The sequence below is a fragment of the Gordonibacter sp. RACS_AR49 genome (genome assembly GCF_030418435.1).
GTDB lineage: Bacteria > Actinomycetota > Coriobacteriia > Coriobacteriales > Eggerthellaceae > Gordonibacter > Gordonibacter urolithinfaciens.
Map to the genome: position 1 here is coordinate 134,253 of NZ_JAIUDM010000003.1, position 23,323 is coordinate 157,575.

Annotated in this window: 29 protein-coding genes; 6 read left to right on the forward strand and 23 right to left on the reverse strand. The window is 65.2% G+C overall.

Annotated features, from left to right (window positions below; all coding sequences use genetic code 11):
- Nucleotides 1-9: 9 nt before the first annotated feature.
- Together LB310_RS08130 and LB310_RS08135 are read right to left on the reverse strand one after the other, a co-directional pair.
- Complete coding sequence (locus LB310_RS08130; RefSeq protein WP_087191873.1) at nucleotides 10-636, reverse strand: adenylate kinase; 627 nt, start codon at nucleotides 634-636, stop codon at nucleotides 10-12.
- 234 nt (nucleotides 637-870) lie between these two features.
- Nucleotides 871-2,310 (reverse strand): helix-turn-helix transcriptional regulator, encoded by a 1,440-nt coding sequence (locus LB310_RS08135; RefSeq protein WP_157780532.1) that lies wholly within the window; start codon nucleotides 2,308-2,310, stop codon nucleotides 871-873.
- 334 nt (nucleotides 2,311-2,644) lie between these two features.
- On the opposite strand from LB310_RS08135, the gene LB310_RS08140 reads away from it, so the two are divergent.
- The 4 genes from LB310_RS08140 to LB310_RS08155 all read left to right on the forward strand — a co-directional run bounded on the left by LB310_RS08140 (nucleotide 2,645) and on the right by LB310_RS08155 (nucleotide 6,095).
- On the forward strand, nucleotides 2,645-4,894 hold the full coding sequence (locus tag LB310_RS08140) for a molybdopterin-dependent oxidoreductase (RefSeq protein ID WP_096226958.1): 2,250 nt from the start codon (nucleotides 2,645-2,647) through the stop codon (nucleotides 4,892-4,894).
- Nucleotides 4,895-4,896: 2 nt separating this feature from the next.
- Nucleotides 4,897-5,229 (forward strand): 4Fe-4S binding protein, encoded by a 333-nt coding sequence (locus tag LB310_RS08145; protein WP_096226959.1) that lies wholly within the window; start codon nucleotides 4,897-4,899, stop codon nucleotides 5,227-5,229.
- A 69-nt stretch (nucleotides 5,230-5,298) separates the two neighbouring features.
- Nucleotides 5,299-5,688, forward strand: coding sequence for a SpoVA/SpoVAEb family sporulation membrane protein (locus LB310_RS08150; RefSeq protein ID WP_096226960.1), 390 nt, complete (start codon nucleotides 5,299-5,301; stop codon nucleotides 5,686-5,688).
- A gap of 11 nt (nucleotides 5,689-5,699) precedes the next feature.
- Nucleotides 5,700-6,095 (forward strand): SpoVA/SpoVAEb family sporulation membrane protein, encoded by a 396-nt coding sequence (locus tag LB310_RS08155; RefSeq protein ID WP_096226961.1) that lies wholly within the window; start codon nucleotides 5,700-5,702, stop codon nucleotides 6,093-6,095.
- Between the two features lie 568 nt (nucleotides 6,096-6,663).
- Here the strand turns inward: LB310_RS08155 and secY are convergent.
- The 19 genes from secY to LB310_RS08250 form a co-directional block, all read right to left on the reverse strand.
- Nucleotides 6,664-7,944: a preprotein translocase subunit SecY gene (gene secY, locus LB310_RS08160; RefSeq protein ID WP_087192276.1), complete on the reverse strand. Its 1,281-nt coding sequence runs from the start codon at nucleotides 7,942-7,944 to the stop codon at nucleotides 6,664-6,666.
- Entirely contained in the window at nucleotides 7,938-8,387 is a 450-nt protein-coding gene (gene rplO / locus LB310_RS08165; RefSeq protein ID WP_087192275.1) for a 50S ribosomal protein L15, read from the reverse strand. Before rplO ends, secY begins: the two co-directional genes overlap by 7 nt.
- A gap of 183 nt (nucleotides 8,388-8,570) precedes the next feature.
- The gene (gene rpmD, locus LB310_RS08170) at nucleotides 8,571-8,762 is read right to left on the reverse strand and encodes a 50S ribosomal protein L30 (protein WP_015539820.1); all 192 of its coding nucleotides are present in this window, start codon (nucleotides 8,760-8,762) and stop codon (nucleotides 8,571-8,573) included.
- Entirely contained in the window at nucleotides 8,762-9,292 is a 531-nt protein-coding gene (rpsE, locus tag LB310_RS08175; protein WP_015539821.1) for a 30S ribosomal protein S5, read from the reverse strand. The genes rpmD and rpsE overlap by 1 nt, the downstream gene beginning before the upstream one ends.
- Nucleotides 9,293-9,307: 15 nt before the next feature.
- The gene (rplR, locus tag LB310_RS08180; protein WP_015539822.1) at nucleotides 9,308-9,676 is read right to left on the reverse strand and encodes a 50S ribosomal protein L18; all 369 of its coding nucleotides are present in this window, start codon (nucleotides 9,674-9,676) and stop codon (nucleotides 9,308-9,310) included.
- A gap of 40 nt (nucleotides 9,677-9,716) precedes the next feature.
- Nucleotides 9,717-10,259, reverse strand: coding sequence for a 50S ribosomal protein L6 (rplF, locus tag LB310_RS08185; protein ID WP_087192274.1), 543 nt, complete (start codon nucleotides 10,257-10,259; stop codon nucleotides 9,717-9,719).
- A gap of 19 nt (nucleotides 10,260-10,278) precedes the next feature.
- Nucleotides 10,279-10,677: a 30S ribosomal protein S8 gene (gene rpsH, locus LB310_RS08190; RefSeq protein ID WP_015539824.1), complete on the reverse strand. Its 399-nt coding sequence runs from the start codon at nucleotides 10,675-10,677 to the stop codon at nucleotides 10,279-10,281.
- A gap of 111 nt (nucleotides 10,678-10,788) precedes the next feature.
- Nucleotides 10,789-10,974, reverse strand: coding sequence for a type Z 30S ribosomal protein S14 (locus LB310_RS08195; RefSeq protein ID WP_041239446.1), 186 nt, complete (start codon nucleotides 10,972-10,974; stop codon nucleotides 10,789-10,791).
- Between the two features lie 71 nt (nucleotides 10,975-11,045).
- Entirely contained in the window at nucleotides 11,046-11,594 is a 549-nt protein-coding gene (rplE, locus tag LB310_RS08200) for a 50S ribosomal protein L5 (protein WP_015539826.1), read from the reverse strand.
- 258 nt (nucleotides 11,595-11,852) lie between these two features.
- A complete protein-coding gene (gene rplX / locus LB310_RS08205) occupies nucleotides 11,853-12,164 on the reverse strand; it encodes a 50S ribosomal protein L24 (RefSeq protein WP_172623276.1) in 312 nt (103 codons plus the stop codon).
- 25 nt (nucleotides 12,165-12,189) lie between these two features.
- A complete protein-coding gene (rplN, locus tag LB310_RS08210; protein WP_015539828.1) occupies nucleotides 12,190-12,558 on the reverse strand; it encodes a 50S ribosomal protein L14 in 369 nt (122 codons plus the stop codon).
- Between the two features lie 48 nt (nucleotides 12,559-12,606).
- Nucleotides 12,607-12,867 (reverse strand): 30S ribosomal protein S17, encoded by a 261-nt coding sequence (gene rpsQ / locus LB310_RS08215; RefSeq protein WP_015539829.1) that lies wholly within the window; start codon nucleotides 12,865-12,867, stop codon nucleotides 12,607-12,609.
- 25 nt (nucleotides 12,868-12,892) lie between these two features.
- Entirely contained in the window at nucleotides 12,893-13,087 is a 195-nt protein-coding gene (gene rpmC, locus LB310_RS08220; RefSeq protein ID WP_015539830.1) for a 50S ribosomal protein L29, read from the reverse strand.
- Complete coding sequence (gene rplP / locus LB310_RS08225) at nucleotides 13,088-13,510, reverse strand: 50S ribosomal protein L16 (RefSeq protein WP_015539831.1); 423 nt, start codon at nucleotides 13,508-13,510, stop codon at nucleotides 13,088-13,090.
- The gene (rpsC, locus tag LB310_RS08230; protein WP_015539832.1) at nucleotides 13,511-14,224 is read right to left on the reverse strand and encodes a 30S ribosomal protein S3; all 714 of its coding nucleotides are present in this window, start codon (nucleotides 14,222-14,224) and stop codon (nucleotides 13,511-13,513) included. It abuts the gene before it with no gap.
- 5 nt (nucleotides 14,225-14,229) lie between these two features.
- The gene (rplV, locus tag LB310_RS08235) at nucleotides 14,230-14,571 is read right to left on the reverse strand and encodes a 50S ribosomal protein L22 (protein WP_015539833.1); all 342 of its coding nucleotides are present in this window, start codon (nucleotides 14,569-14,571) and stop codon (nucleotides 14,230-14,232) included.
- A gap of 15 nt (nucleotides 14,572-14,586) precedes the next feature.
- Entirely contained in the window at nucleotides 14,587-14,859 is a 273-nt protein-coding gene (gene rpsS, locus LB310_RS08240; protein WP_041239448.1) for a 30S ribosomal protein S19, read from the reverse strand.
- Nucleotides 14,860-14,881: 22 nt separating this feature from the next.
- Complete coding sequence (rplB, locus tag LB310_RS08245) at nucleotides 14,882-15,712, reverse strand: 50S ribosomal protein L2 (RefSeq protein ID WP_015539834.1); 831 nt, start codon at nucleotides 15,710-15,712, stop codon at nucleotides 14,882-14,884.
- A 653-nt stretch (nucleotides 15,713-16,365) separates the two neighbouring features.
- Nucleotides 16,366-18,513, reverse strand: coding sequence for a YgiQ family radical SAM protein (locus tag LB310_RS08250; protein ID WP_123673977.1), 2,148 nt, complete (start codon nucleotides 18,511-18,513; stop codon nucleotides 16,366-16,368).
- Between the two features lie 228 nt (nucleotides 18,514-18,741).
- Between LB310_RS08250 and LB310_RS08255 the strand changes: the two genes are divergently transcribed.
- Nucleotides 18,742-19,632, forward strand: a complete 891-nt coding sequence (locus tag LB310_RS08255) for a DUF5996 family protein (RefSeq protein ID WP_096226964.1) — start codon at nucleotides 18,742-18,744, stop codon at nucleotides 19,630-19,632.
- Nucleotides 19,633-19,795: 163 nt separating this feature from the next.
- Here the strand turns inward: LB310_RS08255 and LB310_RS08260 are convergent, their stop codons facing one another.
- Complete coding sequence (locus tag LB310_RS08260; protein ID WP_123673976.1) at nucleotides 19,796-20,725, reverse strand: diacylglycerol kinase family protein; 930 nt, start codon at nucleotides 20,723-20,725, stop codon at nucleotides 19,796-19,798.
- Between the two features lie 95 nt (nucleotides 20,726-20,820).
- On the reverse strand, nucleotides 20,821-22,005 hold the full coding sequence (locus tag LB310_RS08265) for an FprA family A-type flavoprotein (protein WP_123673975.1): 1,185 nt from the start codon (nucleotides 22,003-22,005) through the stop codon (nucleotides 20,821-20,823).
- A 355-nt stretch (nucleotides 22,006-22,360) separates the two neighbouring features.
- Here LB310_RS08265 and LB310_RS08270 point away from each other — a divergent pair, with 355 nt between their 5' ends.
- Nucleotides 22,361-23,239, forward strand: a complete 879-nt coding sequence (locus tag LB310_RS08270) for an SDR family oxidoreductase (protein WP_301154890.1) — start codon at nucleotides 22,361-22,363, stop codon at nucleotides 23,237-23,239.
- The last annotated feature ends 84 nt before the right edge of the window (nucleotides 23,240-23,323 follow it).

A 23,323-nucleotide genomic window follows, 5' to 3' on the forward strand; every position in this document is an offset into this window, starting at 1 on the left:
GTTCGGCGCCTACAGGGCCAGCGCCTTCTTCACGTCGGCGTACACCACGTTCGGGTCACGGTCGCCGTCGATGGAGACGAGCAGGTCGCAGCCGCGGTAGTAGTCGATGAGCGGCGCCGTGGACTTCTCGTACACGTCGAGGCGGTTGCGCACCGTGGCCTCGTTGTCGTCGTCGCGCTGGTACATCTCGCCACCGCACTTGGGGCAGGTCTCGTCGGCGGCGGTGCCGATGTAGTTGCAGTCGCGGCACATGCGGCGCGACGTGAGGCGCTTGACGATGACCTCGGGGTCCACGTCCACGAGCAGCGCCGCGTCCAGCGGGCGGCCCAGCTTGGAGAGCTCCGCGTCAAGCGCGACAGCCTGGGCGGACGTGCGCGGGAAGCCGTCGAGGATGAAGCCCTTCTCGGTGTCCGCGTCCTGCAGGCGCTCGGTCACCAGGCCGATGATGACGTCGTCGGGCACGAGCTCGCCGGCGTCCATGTAGGACTTGGCCTTCTTGCCCAGCGGCGTGCCGGCTTTGACGGCCGCGCGCAGCATGTCCCCCGTCGAGATGTGCGGCGTGGCGAACTCTTCAACCAGCTTGGCCGCCTGCGTGCCCTTCCCGGCACCCGGCGCCCCCAACAACACGATGTTCATGAGTGATTTCCTTTCGACATACCATCGATGCCCCGTATTGTAGCAAACGGCGAAGCGCGCCGATCATATTTCAAAAGAAAGACGGAGGACGGGGACGGCAGGGAGACGGCGAAATCGCACACTTGCAGGATATACCGCAAGTTGGACGCGAACTCCCGCGAGGAGTTGCTCACCCTTGTGGAAAATGCCTCGGCATGCGAAGACGCCGACTAGGGCGATGCGAAGCGAGCCAGGCTACCCGCCGTCGCGCTTCTCCAGCAGCTCCCGCCTCGAGTTGACCCCCGCCTTCTGGTAGATATGGTACGTGTGGGACTTCACCGTATGGGGCGACAGAAACAACTTCTCAGCGACGGCATTCGTATCGTAGCCCTGCATTAGCAGCACAAGCACCTCGGTCTCTCGCCGCGACAGGCCGAACTCCTCGGCCATGGCCTTGCTCTTGGCGACGCCGCCGTCTACGCCGCCTGCCTCCCTCTCTGCACGCGCCGATGCCATACCCGGATCGTGGGGCATGACATCGATCTTGCCGCTGGCCGCCACCATGACGAACAGCAGCACGGCCAAGAAAAACGGCATGACGAAAGCGTAGTCGCGCGACAAGTCGAGGAAGTTCACGAGGACTAGGTTGACGGCACCTGCCGCCACCATGCCGCACTGAATGTATATCCTGCCTCGGGCGATGCTCTTGATGGGCGTGAGGCGCAGCCGATCCGTCAGATCGAACAAGAAGCAGAACGTGGACGCGTCGAACGCGGTGAGCAACATGAGCAGCAGCAGGTACATAACCCATTTCATGGTTCCCGACGCACCGGTGAGCACCATAAGGATAACTGCCACGGCAGGTAGCAGCACGGTAATGAACGTCTCGAACGCAATGGCGCGCTTCGTGTGCACCTCGAAGAGCAGCAGGCCGCCCACGCCTGCGGCAAGCGCTAAGCCCGTCAGGGGGTAACTCACGTACACTGGCAGATCAGGCGCCATGCAAGCATAGATGCCCACGCCGAACACGGCCCCGTAGATGACAAGGACAACGTTGCTCTTTCTGAGCGAGCGTGCGACATCCTTTGTCACAGGTCGATCGCCCAACGCATGGCTCGGCCAGAATTGATGCGTGAACACATAGCAAACAAGCGAGAGGAACGCCAGCAGCAGCGTAACGAACATACCGGCGGAAGAGGCCACCAGCGTAGTGAGCAAGAACAGCATCGCCCCAATGACGATGGATAGGTACAGGTAGCGCCGGACACTCTTGCGGTCCAGATACATGAACGCCTCGGCCCACAGGATATGGAAGGCACCCTGCCACATACCCGCCGCCAGCATGGCGATCGCGCATGGCCAACCGCCCAAGCCGAGCGCTTCGCCCAAGGCGCTCACCACCACCATGGCCGCAAGCGCAATATAAGCGGCGACGGCGAGCGGGATGCGGAATCGCGTGGAGCAGAAGCGTCCGAACAGCGCATAGAGCGCCATCTCGAATACGACGATGCCCCCAAGGTAACCGATGCGGCCCACATCGCGCTGCAAGGACGAGAACGCGTCAAGCGGCGTGAACACGAAGCTGTAGGCGATGATGTACATGACGGCCCAGCAAAGGCCAAACCCCACCACGACGAATGGTGCGAACTGGCCGTACGAGACCTCGGTCACGCGCGCTTGTGCTTTCTCCGACATGACACGCCCCCTTTCGGCGCCGACATGCCCGCCCGAAGCGTTCGGCATGCCGCTGCGCCCAGTGTACCCGCCCATTATATGGGGCACGGCGCTCGAAGACCGCAGAATAAGTGTCTCCCGGAGCCAACGCAGCACCCATAGGCTTTGCCACCTGCCATTACATCGGAGTATGAATTTTCTCATACCGACACCGACACCTAGGGGGAAACGTATGAAACGCGCATTCAATCCAATCGAGCGAAGATGCGCACTCCGGACGAGCCTAGAATCGCCCTGTCCCGCGAATGACGAAAGCGGGACAGGGCGAGTGAAAGAAGCGAGCGGAAGGAACAGCATGAGCGAGAACAAGTACCATCTCGTAGAGCACGAGAAGCCGTTCAAGTACGATGAGGACGGCCTGCACGTCACGCGCGGCAGCGCCTGGTCGGGCCCCGGCTGCCATATCGGCTGCGGCGTGCTGCTGTACACCGACGACGAGGGGAAGCTCGTCAAGGTGGAGGGCGACCCGGAGAACCCCTACAACCAAGGCAGGCTCTGCAACCGCTGCCTGGCGCTGACCGAGGTGGTGTACAACCCCGACCGCGTCACCACGCCCATGAGGCGCGATCCTGCGCACCGCGGTCAGGACAAGTGGGTGGACATCACCTGGGACGAGGCACTCGACCTCGTGTACGAGAAGTTCACCGAGATCAAGGAGAACTACGGCGCCTGGTCCATCCCGTTCGTGCAGGGCACGGGGCGCGACATAGCTGCCTGGATCACGCGCCTGGCCTGGTCGTTCGGCAGCCCAAACTATATGTTCAACATGTCGGGCATGGCCTGTTACCTACCGCGCGTGGCCGGCTGCGCCGCCACGACGGGCAACTTCTGGGTGGGCGACTTCTCCCAGCAGTTCCCCGACCGCTATGACGATCCCGCCTGGGTCCCCGCCGAGTACATCATGGTATGGGGCAACAACCCGCTCGTCGCGAACTCGGACGGCTTCTACGGTCATTGGATGGTCGACGTTATGAAGCGCGGCTCGAAGCTGATCGTGGTGGACCCGCGCTTGACGTGGCTCGCCTCGAAGGCCGAGTGGTGGCTGCAGGTGCGGCCGGGAACGGACGCGGCCCTCGCCCTCGGCATGCTGAACGTCATCATCTCCGAGGACCTCTACGACCACGATTTCGTGGACCGCTGGTGCTATGGCTTCGACGAGCTGGCCCAGACCGCGGCGGCCTACCCCGTTGGCAAGGTGGCCGAGATCACCTGGGTGCCCGCCGAGAAGATCGTCGGCGCGGCCCGCGCATGGGCGGGTGCCGAGAACGGCATCGTGCAATGGGGCCTGGCCGTGGACACCACAAAGGAGTCGCTACCGGCGGCCCAGGCCATCGGGGCGCTGTGGCAGGTATGCGGCTTCTGCGAGAAACCGGGCTGCATGATCGTACCGCCCGAGATCCTGGCCTACTCCGGCGGGTTCGGCGGCGAGCTGGTCACGCCCGAGATGGATGCGCACCGCATCGGACTGGACAAGTACTCCCTGCTGAAGTTCGGCTTCCAGGTGGCGTCCTCCGACGAGGTGATGAAAACGCTCGAGACCAAAGAGCCCTACAAGCTGCACGGCGCCTGGCTGCAAACGACGAACTTCCTCACCTGCACCTCCCCCGACCCCGAACGCTCCATGAGGGCCTGGCGCACGCTCGACTTCATCGTGGTGGTGGATATGTTCATGACGCCCACGGCCATGGCGTTGGCCGACGTGTTCCTGCCAGCCTGCACCTATGCCGAGCGCGACGGCATCCGCGTGGGCGACGGCGCGCAGCGCGGCGAGACCATCAACAAGGTGTGCCAGGTGGGCGCATGCAAATCGGACATGCAGATCAACCTGGAACTGGGAAAGCGCTTCAACCCCGAGGCGTGGCCGTGGAAGGACGACAAGGAGATGTTCAGCTCCGTCATCGCCTGCACGGGCTATACGTTCGAGGAGCTGCAGCAGGTGGCGCCCGCCTACATCCCCTTCGAGTACGGCCGCCACGAGAAGGGCCTGCTGCGCCCCGACGGCCAACCCGGCTTCAACACGCAGACGGGACGCATCGAGCTGTGGTCGACGTTCTACCACAATGCGGGCTTGAGCCCCGTGCCCTACTTCGAGGAGCCAACCGAGAGCCCGGCCGCGACACCCGACTTGTACGACGAGTACCCGTTCGTGCTCACCACCGGCGCGCGCAACTGGTTCATGTTCCACTCCGAGCATCGGCAGGTCCCGCACCTGCGAGCCGGCCGCCCCTGGCCCCTCGTGCAGATCAACCCCAAGGCCGCGGAGCGCATCGGCGTGCACGACGGCGAGTGGGTATGGCTGGAGAACGAGCGCGGTCGCTGCAAGCGCGTCGTGGAGTGCACGAACATCATGGACGAGCGCGTGGTTATGTCCGATCACGGCTGGTGGTTCCCCGAGGCTCCCGGCGAGGAGAAGGACGGGCTGTTCGGCATGCTCGATCTGAACGTCAACAAGCTTCTGAATTCGTACGTTCCCGGCAAATCCGGGTTCGGCGCCAACTACAAGTCCATGCTCTGCAAAATCTATCCCGCAAAGGACGGTGAATAATCATGACGGAATACGGCATGCTCATCGACTACGAATGGTGCACCGGCTGCCATAGCTGCGAGACAGCCTGTCAGATGGAGCACCACCTGCCCGTCGGCCAGTTCGGCATCAAGCTGAACGAGATCGGCCCCTTCGAGTACGCCCCCGACCGCTGGCAGCTGTCCTACGTGCCGGTGCCCACCGACCTGTGCGACTTCTGCGCCGAGCGGCAGGCGAAGGGCAAGCTGCCTACCTGCCAGCACCACTGCCAGGCACAGTGTCTGGAAGTCGGTCCTATCGATGAGTTGGCCAAGAAGATCGCATCGAAGAAGAAACTCGTGTTGTTCAACATCTAACATGGGACGGCCGCGCCGCCGTGCGGACACGACAGCATGTACGGCGGCGCCCCTTAGAAGGAGGAAGCGATGGACAAAGTGAAGGGATGGGCACTCGCATTCGCCGTCGGCGGCCTGTATGCCGTTATTGGACAGATTATCTGGAACATATTCGCCGGCGCCCTGGGAGCCGATTTTCCCTATCTCGGACCTCTCACGCTGCTGGGGATGGGCGCGGTAGCCCTCGTGCTGTACCTTCCCGGCATCCAGCAGAGGATAGGCGCTGTGAGCGGTTTCGGCTCGATCCTGCCGTTCAACGGGTTCGCAGGCGGCGTGGCAGGCGCCTACGAAAGGGCCGTTGCCGAAACCGGACAGCCAGGTAAAGGCGTGGCGGCGTCTGTAAAGCTCGTTCTGCTCGTCATCGGTGTCGGCGGCCTCGTCGACGCAATCGTGGGCGCATTGGCGTTCCTCGTGGCATAGGAGGCACCGCAATGGAATTCATCATGGCTTTCCTAGTGGGCGGAACGCTCTGCCTTCTGTTTCAAATCGTCGCGGACGCCACGAAAGCGCCCGTTCCCCTCATCTTGCTCGTCGGTTTGGCCCTTGGAGGCATCCTGACGCCCTTCGGCATCATGGATCAACTCGCAGAGTGGGGCGGCGCCGGCTTCACCATCATGGTGGTGGGCGCCGGGCAGGCCGTTTGCGCCACGACGCAGGCAGCTCTCGCCGGCAACCCCTGGCCGCTGCTGTCCGTCATCGGCGTGTTCTTAGCCCTCACGGCCATCGGATTGGTCTGCGGAAGCGGATACTGCGCACTCCACAAGCAGGACGACAACGCACATGGGGACGATGCGGCCGAAAAGCAAGCTACGATCGCTCGCCAATGACGGCCCATCCATCCCCTGGCGGGCACCTCGCGCAGGCGTCCGCATCCGCAGAACCCCCGACAAGGAGATGAAGCCATGTCATGTGGATACGCCTGCGTAAGCTGCGGACGCTGCCGGGGAAAGCCCCGGAAGTTGAACATCACTACTGTGTGCTTCCGTTGCGGGCACAAGAACCCCGAAGGCGCGGCACGATGCGAGAATTGCGGCCTCGAACTTCCGCGTCCACCGAAACCGTCCATCCCCATCGTCGCGGCCCAGCCGGAATAGCAGTACCGCCGGGAACTGACAGAAGGGCCCGGATTGTTCGGGCCCTTCTCTTCGCCAATCCATAATTGCAACCCGCAGCGAGCGAGTGAGGGCCTCATCCTGCTGCTGTCCATCCCGAAGGATATCGCGATTCCGCCAACCTCGTGTCAGCCGGCAGGAACCGTCTTTGCCAGCGCACCCGAAGGCGCGAAGCGCCCTGCATCCTCCCGGCGAGCGCCTTACAGCCCCCCCCGCCTCCGAAAACCAGCATCGGCGGCCCGAGGGCCGCCGATGCGCAGTTCGCCGTTCTTTCGATGCTTCCCTACTTGAAGAAGCCGTCGTAGTTGTGCATCTTCAGCTGGCTCTCCACCTTGCTCATGGTATCGAGGGCCACGCCGATCATGATGAGGATCGAGGTGCCGCCGAACGCCTGGATGAGCGTGTTGCCGGTGAAGAAGAACACGATGGACGGCACGACCGCGATGGCGGCGATGAAGATGCCGCCGGGAAGCGTCACGCGGTGCAGCACGTTCTTGATGTAGGTGACGGTGGCCGTGCCCGGGCGCACGCCGGGGATGAAGCCGCCCTGCTTGCGCAGGTTGTCGGCCGTGTCCTCGGGGTTGAACACCATGGAGGTGTAGAAGTACGCGAAGAACACGATCAAGAGCACCGTGAGGATCCAGTTGATCCAGCCCGTCGACATCGCGTTGGCCACGTTCGTGAGCCACTCGATGTTGAAGAGCGCCGCCAGCTGCGCGGGGAAGTAGATCAGGCAGCTCGCGAAGATGATGGGGATGACGCCCGCCGCGTTCACCTTCAGGGGGATGTACGTGGACTGGCCGCCCATCATCTTGCGCCCCTGCACGCGCTTGGCGTAGTTCACGGGGATGCGACGCTGCGCGCGCTCCACGAAGATGATCGCGGGGATGCACGCCAGCACCACGAGGATGATGAGCGCCGTGATGGCAATGCCCATACCCAGGTCCGCCGTCAGGTTCACCGACGAGAAGATGGCGCTCGGCACGCGCGACACGATGCTCACGAAGATGATGAGCGACATGCCGTTGCCGATGCCCCGCTGCGTGATGAGCTCGCCCATCCACATGATGAACGCGGTGCCCGCCACGAGCGTGAACACGACGATGATGTCGGTGAGCAGCTCGGGAACCTCCGTGCTGAACACTACGCCGTACGCCGACGACTTGAACAGGAACAGGTAGCCCACCGCGTTGATGAGGCCGAGTCCCAGCGTCAGGTAGCGCGTAACCTGCGTGATCTTCTTGCGTCCCGCATCGCCCTCCTTCGCCCAGCGGCCCACGGCGGGGATGACGCCCTGCATGAGCTGCATGATAATGGAGGCCGTGATGTAGGGCATGATGCCCAGCGAGAACACCGAGAAGTTCGACAGCGCGCCGCCCGTGAACAGGTCGAGCATCGTCATGGACACGCCCGAATCCTGGAACGAATTCGCGAACTCGTTGAACGGGATGCCCGGCACCGGCACGTACGCGCCGAAGCGGTACAGTGCGAGGATAGCCAGCGTGAAGAGGATCTTCTTACGCAGCTCCGGTACCTTGAACGCATCGATGATCGAGCTTAGCAAGGCTCTTCGACCTTTCCTCCAGCTGCTTCGATCTTCGCCTTGGCCGAAGCAGAAACCTTATCGACCTTGACCGTGAGCGCCTTGGTCAGGTCGCCGTCGCCGAGCACCTTCACCAGTGCGTCGGCATGCTTGATGATGCCCTTGGCCTTCAAGCTCTCGCCGTCGACCACGTCGCCGGCCTCGAACTTCTCGTCGAGACGGCTCACGTTGACGGGCAGGTACTCCACATGGTTGATGTTCTTGAAGCCGGGGAGCTTCGGCAGACGACGCGCGAGCGGGGTCTGGCCGCCCTCGAAGCCGACGCCCTTGCCGCCGCCAGCGCGAGACTTCTGGCCGTTCATGCCGCGGCCGGACGTCTTGCCCGTGCCGGAGGCAGGACCGCGGCCCACGCGCTTACGGTTCTTGGTCGCGCCCTCGGCCGGCTTGAGATCCTTCAATTCCATGGTTGTGACTCCTTCTCAGTCGCATACGGGCCCGCGGCCCGCGCTGGCAGCTCGCCGCCAGCTAACTTCCCTGGGCGTCCCGCCCCTTGGCGGAAACGCGATCACGCCGCAGAGGCGGCGATGATTCACAATCGAATATGATAACACGCGCCGCCCGAAGGCGGCGCGTGTAACCTCGCTGGTTTACAGCTCTTCGACCTGCACGAGGTGCTTGACCTTGAAGATCATGCCGCGCACGCAGTCGTTGTCCACCTGGTCGACCGTGCGGCCGATCTTGCCGAGGCCGAGCGCACGCAGCGTCTGGCCCTGGTCGGCTTTACGGCCGACGGAGCTCTTCACCTGGGTGATGCGCAGCGTCTTCTTCGCGTCTGCCATTACTCCTTCTCCTTCCAGCCGTAGATCTTCGCGACGGACGTGTCGCGGCGCGCAGCCACCTGCTCGGGGCTCTCCATGTTCTTGAGGCCCTCGGCGGCCGCCTTCACGATGTTCATGGCGTTGTTCGTGCCGAGAGACTTCGTGAGCACGTCGGTCACGCCGGCGAGCTCCATGATGGCGCGCACCGGACCGCCGGCGATAACGCCGGTACCGGGCGTGGCCGGCTTGATGAGCACGCGGCCGGCGCCGTAGATGCCCATGATCTCATGCGGCAGCGTCTTCTCGGGCGTCAGCGGCACGGTGAACATGTTCTTCTTCGCGTCCTCGACGCCCTTCTTGATAGCGATGGGCACTTCCTGGGACTTGCCCATGCCCACGCCGACGCGGCCGTTGCCGTCGCCGACGACCACGAGCGCGGTGAGCGCGAAGCGGCGGCCGCCCTTGACGACCTTGGACACGCGGTTGATGTAGACGACGCGCTCCTGGAGCTCGGGAACCCCGGCGTCGTTCTGCTGCTTGTTACGAGCCATAAGCTTTAACCCCTTCTAGAATTTCAGGCCGGCTTCGCGAGCCGCATCGGCCAGAGCCTGCACGCGCCCGTGATACAGATGACCGCCACGGTCGAACACGACCTCCGTGACGCCGTTCTCCTGCGCCTTCTTGCCGACGATCTCGCCGAGGGCAGCCGCGCCCTCGACGGTGCCGCCCTTCTTGCCCGTGGCCTTGAACTCGGCACCGAGCGTGGACACGCCGCAGATGGTCTTGCTGGCGACGTCGTCGACGAGCTGGACGTAGATGTTGTTGTTGCTGCGCGTGACGCACAGGCGCGGACGCGCCGCCGTGCCGGAAACCTTGCCGCGCACGCGGCGATGGCGGCGAGCCAACCCGGCTTGTTTCTTCTGAAGCTTGTTCATGATTATCCCTTCGATCTCAAACCGTGTAGAGGCTCAAACGTTAGTCGCCCTTGGCGGCCTTGCCCAGCTTGCGACGCACATGCTCGCCCTCGTAGCGAATGCCCTTGCCCTTGTAGGGCTCCGGCTTGCGCCACTTGCGGATGTTCGCCGCCACCTGGCCGACCTGCTCCTTGCTGGGGCCGGACACGATGATCTCGGTTTGGCTCGGGACCTCGAACGTGATGTTCTCCGGCGCCTCCACGAGCACGGGATGAGAGAAGCCGAGCTGCATCTCCAGGTCCTTGCCCTTGAGCGCGGCGCGGTAGCCGACGCCCACGAGCTGGAGCTTCTTGGAGAAGCCGTTCGCGGTGCCCTCGACCATGTTCGCGATGAGCGTGCGCACGAGGCCGTGGAAGGCCTTCGCGTCGCGGCTGTCGTCCGGACGCTCGACGATGATGTCGTCGCCCTCGCGCTTGATGATCATGATCTCGGGGAAGCTGCGGGTGAGCTCGCCCTTCGGGCCCTTGACCGTCACGGTGTTGCCGTCGATGGTAACGTCGACGCCGGCAGGAACGGTGATGGGCTGTTTGCCGATACGAGACATATCTACCTACCTCCCTTTCCTACCATACGTACGCGATGACCTCGCCGCCAACGCCCTTTTTGCGGGCGTCGCGGTCGGTCATCACGCCGAGGCTCGTCGAGATGATTGCGGTGCCGAGTCCGCCGAGCACCCGGGGCAGCTCGTCCTTGCCCGCGTAGATACGCAGGCCGGGCTTCGAGATGCGCTTGATGCCGCGGATGGTCTTGGCCTTCTTGTCGCCGTACTTCAGCACGATCTCCAGCGTCGCGCGGGGCTCGCCCTCGACGACGTCGTAGCGCTGGATATAGCCCTCTTCCTGCATGATGCGGGCTATCTCGACAAGCTTCTTGCTCGACGGCATGGAAACCGTCTGCTTGCCGGCAGAGTTTGCGTTACGCACGCGCGTAAGCATGTCTGCGATGGGGTCGGTCATGGTCATGGTTCTGTTCTCCTTTGGTCCGTGATGAGCCGCGCGCACGGTTCGTCGGCGCCCGTAACGCCTCCGCCTTCTACGCGGGCACACCCTTGAACGTGACTTGAGTCTGGCGGCTTACCACGAAGACTTGGTCACGCCGGGCAGTTCGCCTTTGTTGGCCAGCTCGCGCAGGCACACGCGGCACAGGCCGAACTTGCGGTAGTAAGCGCGGGGACGTCCGCAACGCGTGCAGCGGTTGTGCTGGCGCGTCGAGAACTTCGGCTCGCGCTTCGCCTTGGCGATCATCGATTTCTTAGCCATGCAATTCCTTCTTTCCTATCCTCGACCCGCGCTCGCGCGCGGGTGCAAGTACCATCGTGGGAACAAGCAACCTACTTGTCCTTGAAGGGGAAGCCCAGCGCGGAGAGCAGCGCGAAGGCGTCCTCGTTGTTGTCCGCGGTCGTGACGACCGTGATGTCCATGCCGCGCGTGCGGTCGATCTTGTCGTAGTCGATCTCCGGGAAGATCAGCTGCTCGGTGATGCCCATCGTGTAGTTGCCGCGGCCGTCGAAGCTCTTCGGCGAGATGCCGCGGAAGTCGCGGACGCGCGGAAGGGCGGTCGCCAGCAGGCGGTCCAGGAACTCCCACATGCGGTCGCCGCGCAGCGTGACCTTGCAGCCGATGGCCTGGCCCTCGCGCAGGTGGAAGCCGGCGATGGACTTCTTGGCGCGCGTGACGCAGGGCTGCTGGCCCGTGATGGTGCGCAGGTCGGCCATGGCGGCGTCGAGCAGCTTCGAGTCGGAGGCTGCGGCGCCCACGCCCATGTTCACGACGATCTTCTCGAGGCGCGGGACCTCGTTGATGTTCTTGATGCCGAGCTCCTGCTCGAGCTTGGGCACGATCTCGGTCTTGTACTGTTCCTTCAGGCGAGGAGCGGTCATTTCGTTTCCTTTCGATGAATTAAACGCAGGATTTCCGACCCTGCGTCCCTCGCCGCCGAAGCGGCAGGGGCCATTGTACTGCATTGGCCGTCGCTGGTCGCCGAAAAGTCAGCGAGGGTGGCTGTGGTGCCTCGAATTCGCGGGATCGCGAAGGCGAAGCGTACTTCGGTACGCGAGCCTTCGCGATCGTGCGAAGGCGGGGTGCCACAGCCACCCGCAGCGTCGACCCGTTCCGCCGATCGGAGATCGGCGGAACTACTAATCGATGTCCTTGCCGCACTTCTTGCAGACGCGGATCTTCTTGCCGTTCTCGTCGCGCTTCTTGCCCGTACGCGTGGGCTGCTTGCACTCGGGGCAGATGACCATGACGTTGGACACGTGGATGGGGGCCTCCATGGTGGAGATGCCGCCCTGCGGGTTCTGCTGGGTGGGGCGCATGGCCTTCTTGATCATGTTGACCTTCTCCACCACCACGCGCTCCTTCTGCGGAAGCGCGCGCAGCACGACGCCCTCCTTGCCCTTGTCCTTGCCGGACAGGACCTTGACCTTGTCGCCCTTCTTGATGTTCATACCACTCATATTACGCACACCTCCCCTACAGCGTTTCCGGTGCCAGAGACACGATCTTCATGTACTTCTTGTCGCGCAGCTCGCGGGCAACCGGCCCGAAGATGCGGGTGCCGCGGGGCGCGCCGTCGTTGTTGATGAGCACGGCGGCGTTCTGGTCGAACTTGATGTAGCTGCCGTCGGGGCGGCGGACTTCCTTCTTCACGCGCACGACGACGCAGCGCACGACCTCGCCCTTCTTGACGTTGCCGTTGGGCGCCGCTTCCTTCACGCTGCAGATGATCACGTCACCGAGGCCCGCGTAGCGGCGCTTGGAGCCGCCGAGGACCTTGATGCACTGCACCTTGCGAGCGCCGGAGTTGTCGGCCACTGCGAGCATGGTTTGCATCTGAATCATTGCTGTAACCTAACTTTCCTCTTACGGGCATGCATGCGAGCACGCAGGCTATTTGGCCTTTTCCACGATCTCGATCAGACGCCAGCGCTTCATCTTGGACAGCGGGCGCGTCTCCATGATGCGCACGGTGTCGCCGACGCCGGCCTCGTTGTTCTCGTCGTGGGCGTGGAACTTCTTCGTGGTCGTCATCATCTTGCCGTACACGGGATGCGGCTTGCGCTCCTTGACCTGCACGACGCAGGTCTTGTCGTTGACGGCGCTCACCACGGTGCCCTGGCGGACCTTGCGGGAGTTACGATCTTCACTCATGTATATAACCTTCCTTATCCGCGCTCTAGGCGTTCAGCTCGCGGGCGCGCATCTCGGTCTGGATGCGGGCGATGTCCTTTTTGACCTGACCCACGCGGGCGGTGTTGTCGAGCTGGCTCGTGGCCATCTGGAAGCGCAGATTGAAAAGCTCCGCGCGCGCTTCTTTGAGTTTCGCCTGCAAATCGTCGGCAGAAAGCTCACGGATCTCTGCTGCTTTCATTTATTCCTGCCCTTCCGTTTCCTTGGAAACAATCTTGCACTTGATGGGCAACTTGTTGATGGCGAGACGCAGAGCTTCCTTGGCGGTCTCCTCGTCGACACCGTCGATCTCGAACATGATGCGGCCGGGCTTGACGACGGCGACCCATGCCTCGGGGTTGCCCTTGCCGGAACCCATGCGGGTTTCTGCCGGCTTCTGCGTGATAGGCTTGTCGGGGAAGATCGTGATCCACACCTTGCCGCCACGCTTCATGTGACGGGTCATGGCGATACGGGCTGCCTCGATCTGGCGGTTGGTGATCCAGTGCGCCTCGAGCGCCTGGATACCCCACGTGCCGTGGTTCAGCCGGGTGCCGCCCTTGGCCTTGCCCTTCATGGAACCACGCTGCACCTTGCGGTGCTTGACGCGCTTAGGTACGAGCATTTACTTCGCCCCCCTCTCGTTGCGGTCGTTGCGACGGGAACGGTTCGGACGGGAGCTGCCCTCGAGCGCCGGGTTCGGCGCCTTCTGGCCGGGGAGCATCTCGCCGTGGTACACCCACACCTGCACGCCGATGGAGCCCATCGTGGTGGCGGCGGTGCAGAAACCGTAGTCGATCTTCGCGCGCAGCGTGTGCAGCGGCACGCGGCCTTCGCGATACCACTCGCGACGGCTCATCTCCGCGCCGCCCAGGCGGCCGGAGCACTGGATGCGGATGCCCTTGGCACCGCTCTTGCGGGCGGACTGGACCGCCTTGCGCATGGCGCGGCGGAAGGCCACGCGGCCCTCGAGCTGCTCGGCCACGGACTGCGCGATGAGCGCGGCATCGAGCTCGGGGCGCTTGACCTCGACGACCTCGATGGACACCGGGCCGCTGGCAACCTTCTCCAGCTTCTTGCGCAGGGAGTCGATCTCGGCGCCCTTCTTGCCGATCACGACGCCCGGGCGGGCCGTGGTGACGATGACCTTGATCTTGTCGCCGGCGCGCTCGATCTCAACCTTGGAGACGGCGGCACGGGCGAGGTACTTGTCCAGGAACTTCCTGATGGCCAAGTCGTTTTCCAGGTTCTTGGCGTAGTCCTTGTCGGAGTACCAACGGCTGCGCCAATCTTCGGTGATGCCAAGGCGGAACCCGGTGGGGCTAACTTTCTGACCCATACGGCTTATGCCTCCTCTCGCGGTGCAACGATGATCGTGATGTGGCTCGTGCGCTTGCGGATGCGCGACGCGGAGCCCTTGGCGCGCGGACGGATGCGCTTCAGCGTGGGGCCCTCGTCGACGAAGGCCGTCTTCACGATGAGCGATTCCGGACGCACGTGGTGCTGGTGCTCGGCGTTGGCCACGGCGGAGTTCAGCGTCTTCTCGACGGCTTCCGCCACACCGCGGTTCGTGAACGCGAGGATCTCGCGGGCCTGGATGACGGACTTGCCGCGGACCAGGTCTACTACGATGCGCGCCTTGCGGGGCGAAACGCGGACATAGCGTGCTACAGCTTTAGCTTCCATTGTTTTCACCCCTTCTTATCGCTTGCCCTTGTCGGCGGAGTGACCCTTGAACGTGCGGGTCGGGGCGAATTCGCCCAGCTTGTGGCCGACCATGGATTCGGTGACGTAGACCGGCACGTGCTTGCGGCCATCATGCACGGCGATGGTGTGCCCCACCATCTCCGGGAAGATGGTGCTGGAGCGCGACCAGGTCTTCACGACGTTCTTCTCGCCCGCCGCATTCATCTTCTCGATACGATCAAGAAGCCGCGGCTCAACGAAAGGACCCTTCTTCAAACTTCTACTCACTATTACTCCTTAACGCTTTGCGCTACTTCTTGCGACGGCGGATGATCAAGCGGCTCGAAGCCTTCTTGGGATTGCGGGTGCGATGGCCCTTCGTGGGGACGCCCCACGGGGTGACCGGGTGACGACCAGCGGACTTGTTCTTGCCCTCGCCGCCGCCGTGCGGGTGGTCGACCGGGTTCATGACGGTACCGCGGACGCTGGGGCGGATGCCCTTCCAGCGGTTGCGTCCGGCCTTGCCGATCTTGATGTTGGCATGCTCGGCGTTGCCGACCTCGCCCACCGTGGCGCGGCACGTGATGAGCACGCGGCGCATCTCGGAGGACGGCATGCGCAGGATGGCGTAGTTGCCCTCCTTGCCCATAAGCTGGATGCTGGTGCCGGCGGAACGCGCGATTGCGGCGCCCTTGCCCGGCTGCAGCTCCACGGCGTGGATGAGCGTGCCGACGGGGATGTTGGCCAGCGGCAGCGCGTTGCCCGGCTTGATGTCGGCCTCGGGGCCGCTCATGACGGTGTCGCCCACGCGGAGGCCCTTCGGATGAAGGATGTAGCGCTTCTCGCCGTCGACGTAGTGCAAAAGGGCGATGCGGGCGCTGCGGTTCGGGTCGTACTCGATGGTAGCGACCTTCGCGGGCACGCCGTCCTTCTGGCGCTTGAAGTCGATGATGCGGTAGCGGCGCTTGTTGCCGCCGCCCTGGTGCCGCGTCGTGATACGGCCGTTGTTGTTGCGGCCCGCCTTGTTCGACAGCGGCGCAAGCAGGGACTTCTCCGGCTTGTCCGTCGTGATCTCGGCGAAGTCCGAGACCGTCTGGAAACGTCGGCCGGGGCTCGTCGGCTTGTACTGTTTGACTCCCATTACTGTCCTTTCTTCGGATCTTTGCTCGCACGCCTCTCCGTACCCCAAAGACCCCTTGTCGCTTCGTGGACTGCCGATTGCCGCTGCGCCTTGGGGAGGCTTGACGCACGCGACTCCGGTGTACCACGCGTCCGGGTGTATCTATCAATGACCAGACGCAACCGAGAATTATAAACCCCTCCGGGTCAGGTATCAAGTGTTGATTTGCGCACACAAGTTGCGCACAAGTTGCGGGGGCTTTCGGAGGACGGTACGGGGCACGTGAAGGGGCGCCGCAGCTGTCTGTCCCACCTGGCGCCTTCGGCGGGACCGGAGCGGGCATGCGAGGAATGCACGGGAAGCGCAGGCGCGGGGCGCGGGATAGCCGCGCAAGTCGAGGGCGTCATTGGCTTTTTGCACAGTATTTACCAGTTTTCTACATCGGGAACCCCTAGGGGAGCCCTTTTCGGAATCGCGGAAACAACGAGCTGGGGTAATGCTGCCCAGATCCAATCGCAAGGTGAGCAAGCGGGTTTGCGGGGACCAAAGATGCAATAATCTGGTGAAAGGCGTGCGGAGCCGGCCACGACCGGTTCCGGGATGTCGAGCACAGCAAGCGGGAATCGCGCTTCCGTACCTATGCTTTTCAGGACGACCGCGCCAAAGGCCGTGCGCTAGCGGCGGGTCTTGCCGCCGCCCTTGGCGCGCGAAGCGCTCGAACTGCCGCTCGGGCGCTTCGGCGAGCCCTTTCCACCTGGGCGCTGCGCTTCCTTGCGCGGCCCCTTGGCCCCTGCAGCGTCGCGCGCGCCCTTGGACGACGAGGCGACGCGCTGGCCTTTACCGTTCCCCTTGCGCGAAGCCTCGCCCTTGCCTGCGCCCTTGCCGCTCCCCTTGCGCGCAGGCTCTCCTTTGCCGCCGCCCTTGCCGCTCCCCTTGCGCGCAGGCTCGGCCTTGCTCGCGGCCTTGCGCAGGGTGGACGAGCCGGACGCCTTGCCGCGGGGGCCCTTGGCGGGCGGGGCGCCCTCGGGGCGCACGAGGCATTCGCGGCCGTGGCCCACCAGGTCCATGCGGCCGGCCTTCTTCAGGGCCTCCATCACGAGGGAGCGGTTCTTCGGGTCGCGGTACTGGATAAGGGCGCGCTGGAGCGCCTTCTCGTGCGGGGACTTCGGCACGTAGACCGGCTGCATGGTGCGCGGGTCCGCGCCGGTGGCGTACATGACCGTGGACATAGTGGAGGGCGTGGGGTAGAAATCCTGCACCTGCTCGGGCATGTAGCCCAGGTCGCGCACGTACTCGGCCAGCTCCACGGCCTCGTCGAGCGTGGAGCCGGGGTGCGACGACATGAGGTAGGGCACGAGGTACTGCTTCTTCCCCAGCTCCTCGTTCGCCTGCTCGTACTTCTGCACGAAGCGCTCGTACACGGCGCGGGGCGGCTTGCCCATGTGGGCGAGCACGGTGTCGGACACGTGCTCGGGCGCCACCTTCAGCTGGCCGCTCACGTGGTTCTCGCAGAGCTCGTAGATGAACTCGTCGCCGTGCTTGCGGTCGGCCAACACGTAGTCGAAGCGGATGCCGGAGCGCACGAACACCTTCTTCACGCCGGGCAGCTTCTGCAGCCGCTCGAGCAGCTTGAGGTAGTCCACATGGTCGGCCTCGAGGCGCTCGCACGGCTCCGGGAACAGGCAGCGCTGGTGCGGGCAGGCGCCGGCCTTCGTCTGCTTGGCGCAGGCGGGGGCGCGGAAGTTCGCCGTGGGGCCGCCCACGTCGTGGATATAGCCCTTGAAGCCGGGCTCGTCCACGATGGCCCGCGCCTCCTCCACCAGCGAGTCGTGGCTGCGCGCCTGCACGATACGCCCCTGATGGAACGTGAGCGCGCAGAACGAGCACTCGCCGAAGCAGCCGCGGCTGCTGGTGAGGCTGAACCGCACCTCCTTGATGGCCGGCACGCCGCCGGCCTCCTCGTACATCGGATGGTACGTGCGCGCGAACGGCAGGCGGTACACGGCGTCCATCTCGGCCTGCGAGAGCGGGGCAGCCGGGGGGTTCTGCACGACGAACTCGTGGTCGGAATAGGGCTCCACCAAGCGCTTTCCAATGAAGGGGTCGCTGTTGGCGTACTGCACGGCGAAGCTGCGCGCGTAGTTCAGGGGATCGGCCTGCAGGTCGGGGAACGAGAGCAGCTCCACCGCGTCGTAGACGTGCTCGAGCGAGCTTGCGCGGTAGACGGTGCCGTCGATGAACGTGAGGTCGTCGATGGACAGTCCCGCATCGAGCGCGTCGGCTATCTCCACCACCGAGCGCTCCCCCATGCCGAAGCTCACGAGGTCGGCGCCGGAATCCAGCAGGATGGAGCGTTTGATCTTGTCCGACCAGTAGTCGTAGTGCGCGAGCCGCCGCAGGCTGGCCTCGATGCCGCCCAGCACGATGGGCGTTTTCTTGAACGTGCGGCGGATGAGGTTGGAGTACACGACGGCCGCGTGGTTCGGGCGCAGGCCCGCCTGCCCGCCTGGCGAGTACGCGTCCTCGCGGCGCCGCTTCCGCGCCACGGTGTAGTGGTTCACCATGGAGTCCATGTTGCCGGCCGACACGAGGAACGCCAGCCGCGGCTCGCCGAGCGCGGCCATCGAGGCCGGGTCGTTCCAATCGGGCTGCGCGATGACGCCCACCCGGTAGCCGTGCGACTCCAGAAGCCGCGTGATGATGGCCGCGCCGAACGAGGGGTGGTCGACGTACGCGTCGCCCGACACGTACACGAAGTCGACCTGGTCCCAGCCGCGTTCCGCCATGTCCTGACGATTCACCGGGAGAAACTGTGTGCTCATGGGACTCCTTGCCGGCGCGCGGGGGCGCGCGTGATCGCTGGGGCTACCCCGCCATCGTAGCGGAAATACGGACTGTCCGCCACCCGCGTAACCCCTTCCCCACGACCCGGTGACGCCTCCGGGCCGCCGGAGGGGGCCGGCGGGGTGGCCGCTAGACTGTATCGATTGAAATCGCGAACCTCTATTGCGCGTTCGGTTCCCTGCGAACCCGACAACAAGGAGAAGGCCATGCACCTGCAAACGTACAGCCAATGGCGCGAGACGTGCATCGCGCTGCATATGACGGCCCAGATGATGGGCAAGGTGAAGCTGGAATGCCTGGAGCCCCAGCCGGAGTGGAACCACGTGCTGCTGGACGCGACGCCCGACGGGTTCACCACCGGGTTCGTGCCGCACGGCACGGGCGGGTTCGAGATCCAGCTGCGCTTGGACGAGCCGCAGGTGCAGGCCGTGGCGACAACCGGCGAGGAGGCGTCGTTCCCGCTGGAGGACGGCACGTCCGTGGCCCGCTACTACGAGCGGTTCACGTTGCTGCTGGAAGCCATCGGACACCCGGTGCCCCTCTACCCGGTGCCGCAGGAGATGTTCACGCAGGCGCCCTTCTACACGCTCGTCGAGCCGCTCGCGTTCGACGGCGAGGCGGCCCGGCGCTACTTCGCGCAGTGCCTGTTCGCCCGCAACGCGCTGCTGGACTTCTCGGCCGGATTCCGCGGGAAGAAGATCCAGCCGTCGCTGTTCTGGGGCACGTTCGACATGACGTGCGTTCTGTTCTCGGGCAAGCCGTGCCCGTACTCCGGGGAGGGCGGCATCGTAGAGCGCGTGGCGTTCGACGAGCAGTTCGTTGAGTTCGGCTTTTGGCCGGGCGACGAGAAGGCCGACGACCCGGCGTTCTTCGTGCTGGCCTACCCCTTCCTCGAGGGGGCGATGCCCGAGGTCTCGGTGCCGGGCGCGTACTACGACCCCGCGAGCGCCGAGTACTTCCTCAAGCTGGAGGACGTGCTGCGTGCCGACGACCCCCACGCCGCCGTCGTGCGGTTCTGCCACGACGCCTTCGTGAACGTGGCCGCAGCCCAGCGCTGGGAGCGCTTCGACTGGCTCACGCGCCCGCTGTTGGTGTAGGACGGGGGGGGGAGGAGTAGCTCGTGCCGAACGCAAACGCGAAGAGCCACGGCCCCAGGGGCGGCACAGGCTGGCTCTCGCAGAGCGGCTGACCGCTCCAGACCGGCCGCCCGCGGCTGACCGGGCGGAGCCGATATGCGGCCCGTCCGGAATCTCGCGCAGGTCAGGCGGGCGTTTCGGGCACGAGCACGTCGAGGGCGCGGGGGACGACGTCGATGGCGTACTCGGAGGCCTCGAGGGGCTCGCCGTCGATCTGGACGGGCGGGGGCGCGTCGAAGCGCACCGACAGCGTGCGGGCTCGGCGCAGCTCTATCTGCCGGAAGCCGGTGTGACGGCCGCCTTTCGCCAGCAGGAACACGAAGACGGCGCGCGCGATGCCGAAGGGCGGGTGCGCGATGCACACGTCCAGCAGGCCGTCGTCGATGCGCGCGTCCGGGCAGATGCGGAAGCCTCCGCCGTAGGTGGGGCCCACCTGCACCGCGAAGGTGAACGACGCGCCGCGCACGGGCTCGCCGCCGTCGAACGAGGCCGTGTAGCGGTGGCAGTCCAGGTGGTGCAGCAGCTGGTCCATGCCGCTGGCCAGGTAGAGCGCCGTGCCGGTCCTGCCGGTGCGCGCCCGCCGCTCCACCGTGTCGAGCGCGATGGCCGCGTCCACGCCGAACGAGAGCGTCTCCACGAAGAACTCGCCGTTGCACCGTCCCACGTCGGCCGGACGGGCGCAGGCTGCGAGCAGCTGCGCCACGGCCGCGTCCACCGAGCGCGCCGACATGCCGAGCGTGCGCGCGTAGTCGTTTCCCGAGCCCACCGGCACGATGCCGAAGGCCGGGCGCTCCCCCGCCGGCAGCTGCATGAGCCCGTTGGCGGCCTCGTGGATGATGCCGTCGCCGCCGAGGGCGAGCACCGTTTCGTACGCGCCCGCGCCCGCCGCCAGGCGCACGGCCTCGCCGGGGCCGCGCGTGGGAGCCACATCGAGCGAGCCGTCGCCCAGGGCATCCCCCAGCAGTGCCGCCGCACGCTCGGCCGCAGCGGCGCCGTTGCCGTTCTGCGCCGCCGGATTGGCAATGAGCAGCGTCTTTCCCAAAGGGGTTGGCATGGGCTTCCTCTCGAGCGTATCGTTCCCGCCGGGCCGGGTCCCGGCGGATGCCGTCACCGCCTATTATAGGGGGAAAGCACGACTGCCGGCAGCAGTTACTTCCCCAGTCCGCTCACGACGGCGCGCTGGAGCTCTTCCAGGCTGGCGGCGTCGGCGGTCCACTGGTGCGCGAGCGTGCCGAGCGCGAGGTCGAAGCCGCACTTCTCAAGCACCTCGGCCACCTCGTCAGGGCCGTTCTTCCCCCAGCCGTACGAGCCGAACGGGATGCCCACGCGGCCTTCCCAGCCCGATTTCGGCGAGAGGCCCTTCAGGTAGCAGAGGAACGCCGCCACGGTGGGCATCATGCCGTTGTTGAGCGTGGGAGAGCCCACGGCCACGTACCTCGCCGACAGCACCTCGGTCATGATGTCGGAGATGTGGTTCGCCTTGAGGTCGAACAGGCGCGCAGGCACGCCGCACTCGATGAACGCCTCCAGTATCTCGTGGGCCATGGCCTCGGTGGTGTGCCACATGGAGTCGTACACCACGATTGCGTAGTCCTCGGGGGCGAGCGAGCTCCACCGCGCGTACGTCTCCAGTATCTCGGGCACGTGGCTGCGCCAGACCACGCCGTGGCTCGGCGCGATCATGTCGATGTCCAGGCCGCCGAGCGCCCCCAGCGCGCGCTGGACGTGGCGCGAGTAGGGCATGACGATGTTCGCGTAGTACTTCTTGGCCTGGGCCAGCACCTCGGGCAGGCCCACCTCGTCGTCGAAGTGCTTGGAGGAGGCGTAGTGCTGGCCGAACGCGTCGTTGGAGAACAGGATGCGATCGACGTCGGAGTACGCGGCCATGTTGTCGGGCCAGTGCACCATGACGGTCTGGGTGAACGTGAGCGTGCGCTTGCCGATGTTGAGCGTGTCGCCGGTCTTCACGGGCACGTAGCCGCGATCGCCGTAGTGCGCCGCGAGGCCGTTCACGCCGTGCGGGGCGCTTGCGTAGATGCGCGCGTTCGGCGCGAGCTCGCAGAGGGCGGGAAGCGCGCCGGAGTGGTCCTGCTCCACGTGGTTCGCCACGATGTTCTCGATGCGCGCGGGGTCCACCACCTCGCGCACGCGCTCGACGAGCTCGTCGGCGAACGCGGGCTTGCACGTGTCGATGAGCGTGGGATGCTCGTCCATGATGAGGTAGGCGTTGTACGTGGACCCTCTATCCGTCGTGTAGCCGTGGAAGTTCCGCTCGTTCCAATCGACTCCCCCGACCCAGTACACGTCCGGCTTTACCTCGACCGCATGCAGCATGATTAGCTCCTTTCTCGCGTTTTCGTCCAGTATAGCTACGGAGCGCTGCCGGCCGAGGGGTGCGCAGGTAAATGATAGCGAAAGACCCGCATTCGGATTGCGCGGGAGGTGCGGGCGTGGGCTGCGCAGGGAGGCGTTGTGGGGAGCGTAGGCGGGGCCAAGCGAGGGGCGTGGACTATGTTTTGGGAAGGCATTGCGAAGAGCAGGCTGCGCAGGGGTCACGGGCTGAACGGGGGGGGGCAGTTCTCGCGGGCGTTACCGCTGCCGAAGGGCCGCGTAACGCTGCGCGCCGGGGCGGGGCGGCGGGCGGGCGCAGGCGTAAGCTGCGCCCGTACCCGTGGGAAAGGAGCCCCTTATGACGCAATCCGCAACGCTCGAGACCCAGGCCCCGAAGGCGGGCTACGCCATGGACGACGTGCGCGCGAACGTGGATCCGAAGCCGCAGATCGAAAGCGACGACTACCGTCCCGCCGGCAAGCTGGAGGGCAGAGCCGCCCTCGTGACCGGGGGCGACAGCGGCATCGGTGCCGCTGCGGCCATCGCCTTCGCCAAGGAGGGAGCCGATGTGGCTCTCGTCTACTACTCCTCCGACGACGACGCGCAGGCGGTGGCCGAGCGCATCCGCTCGCTCGGCCGGCGCGCGCTCGTGTTCAAGGGCGACGTGGGCGACGAGGAGTTCTGCCGCCGCACGGTGGGCGGCATCATGGACGCCTGGGGCCGCCTGGACGTGCTCGTGAACAACGCCGGCGAGCAGACGCCGCAGAAGAGCATCCTCGACATCACGCAGGCTCAGCTCGTGCGCACGTTCCAGACGAACATCTTCAGCATGTTCTTCCTGGTTAAGGCCGCCCTGCCGCATATGCCGCGGGGCGGGGCCATCGTGAACACCACGTCGGTGACGGCCTACCAGGGAAGCCCCCAGCTTCTGGACTACTCGGCCACGAAGGGCGCCATCACGGCGTTCACCCGCTCGCTCTCCGAGAACGAGGAGCTGGTGGGCCGCGGCATCCGCGTGAACGCCGTGGCACCCGGCCCCATCTGGACGCCGCTGAACCCCGCGTCCTACGGCGCCGACAGCGACAAGGTGCGCCACTTCGGCGAGAGCGTGCCGATGGGCCGCCCCGGCCAGCCCTACGAGCTTGCCCCCGCCTACGTGTTCCTGGCCTGCGACGACTCCAGCTACATCTCGGGGCAGGTCATCCATGTGAACGGCGGCACCGTGGTGAACGGGTAGGCGCCGAGCGCCCGCCGGCCGGTCGGGGTCGGCGGGCGCGAACGCCGACCAAGGTCAGGAAGGGTACGGTTGATTCCGTTAATC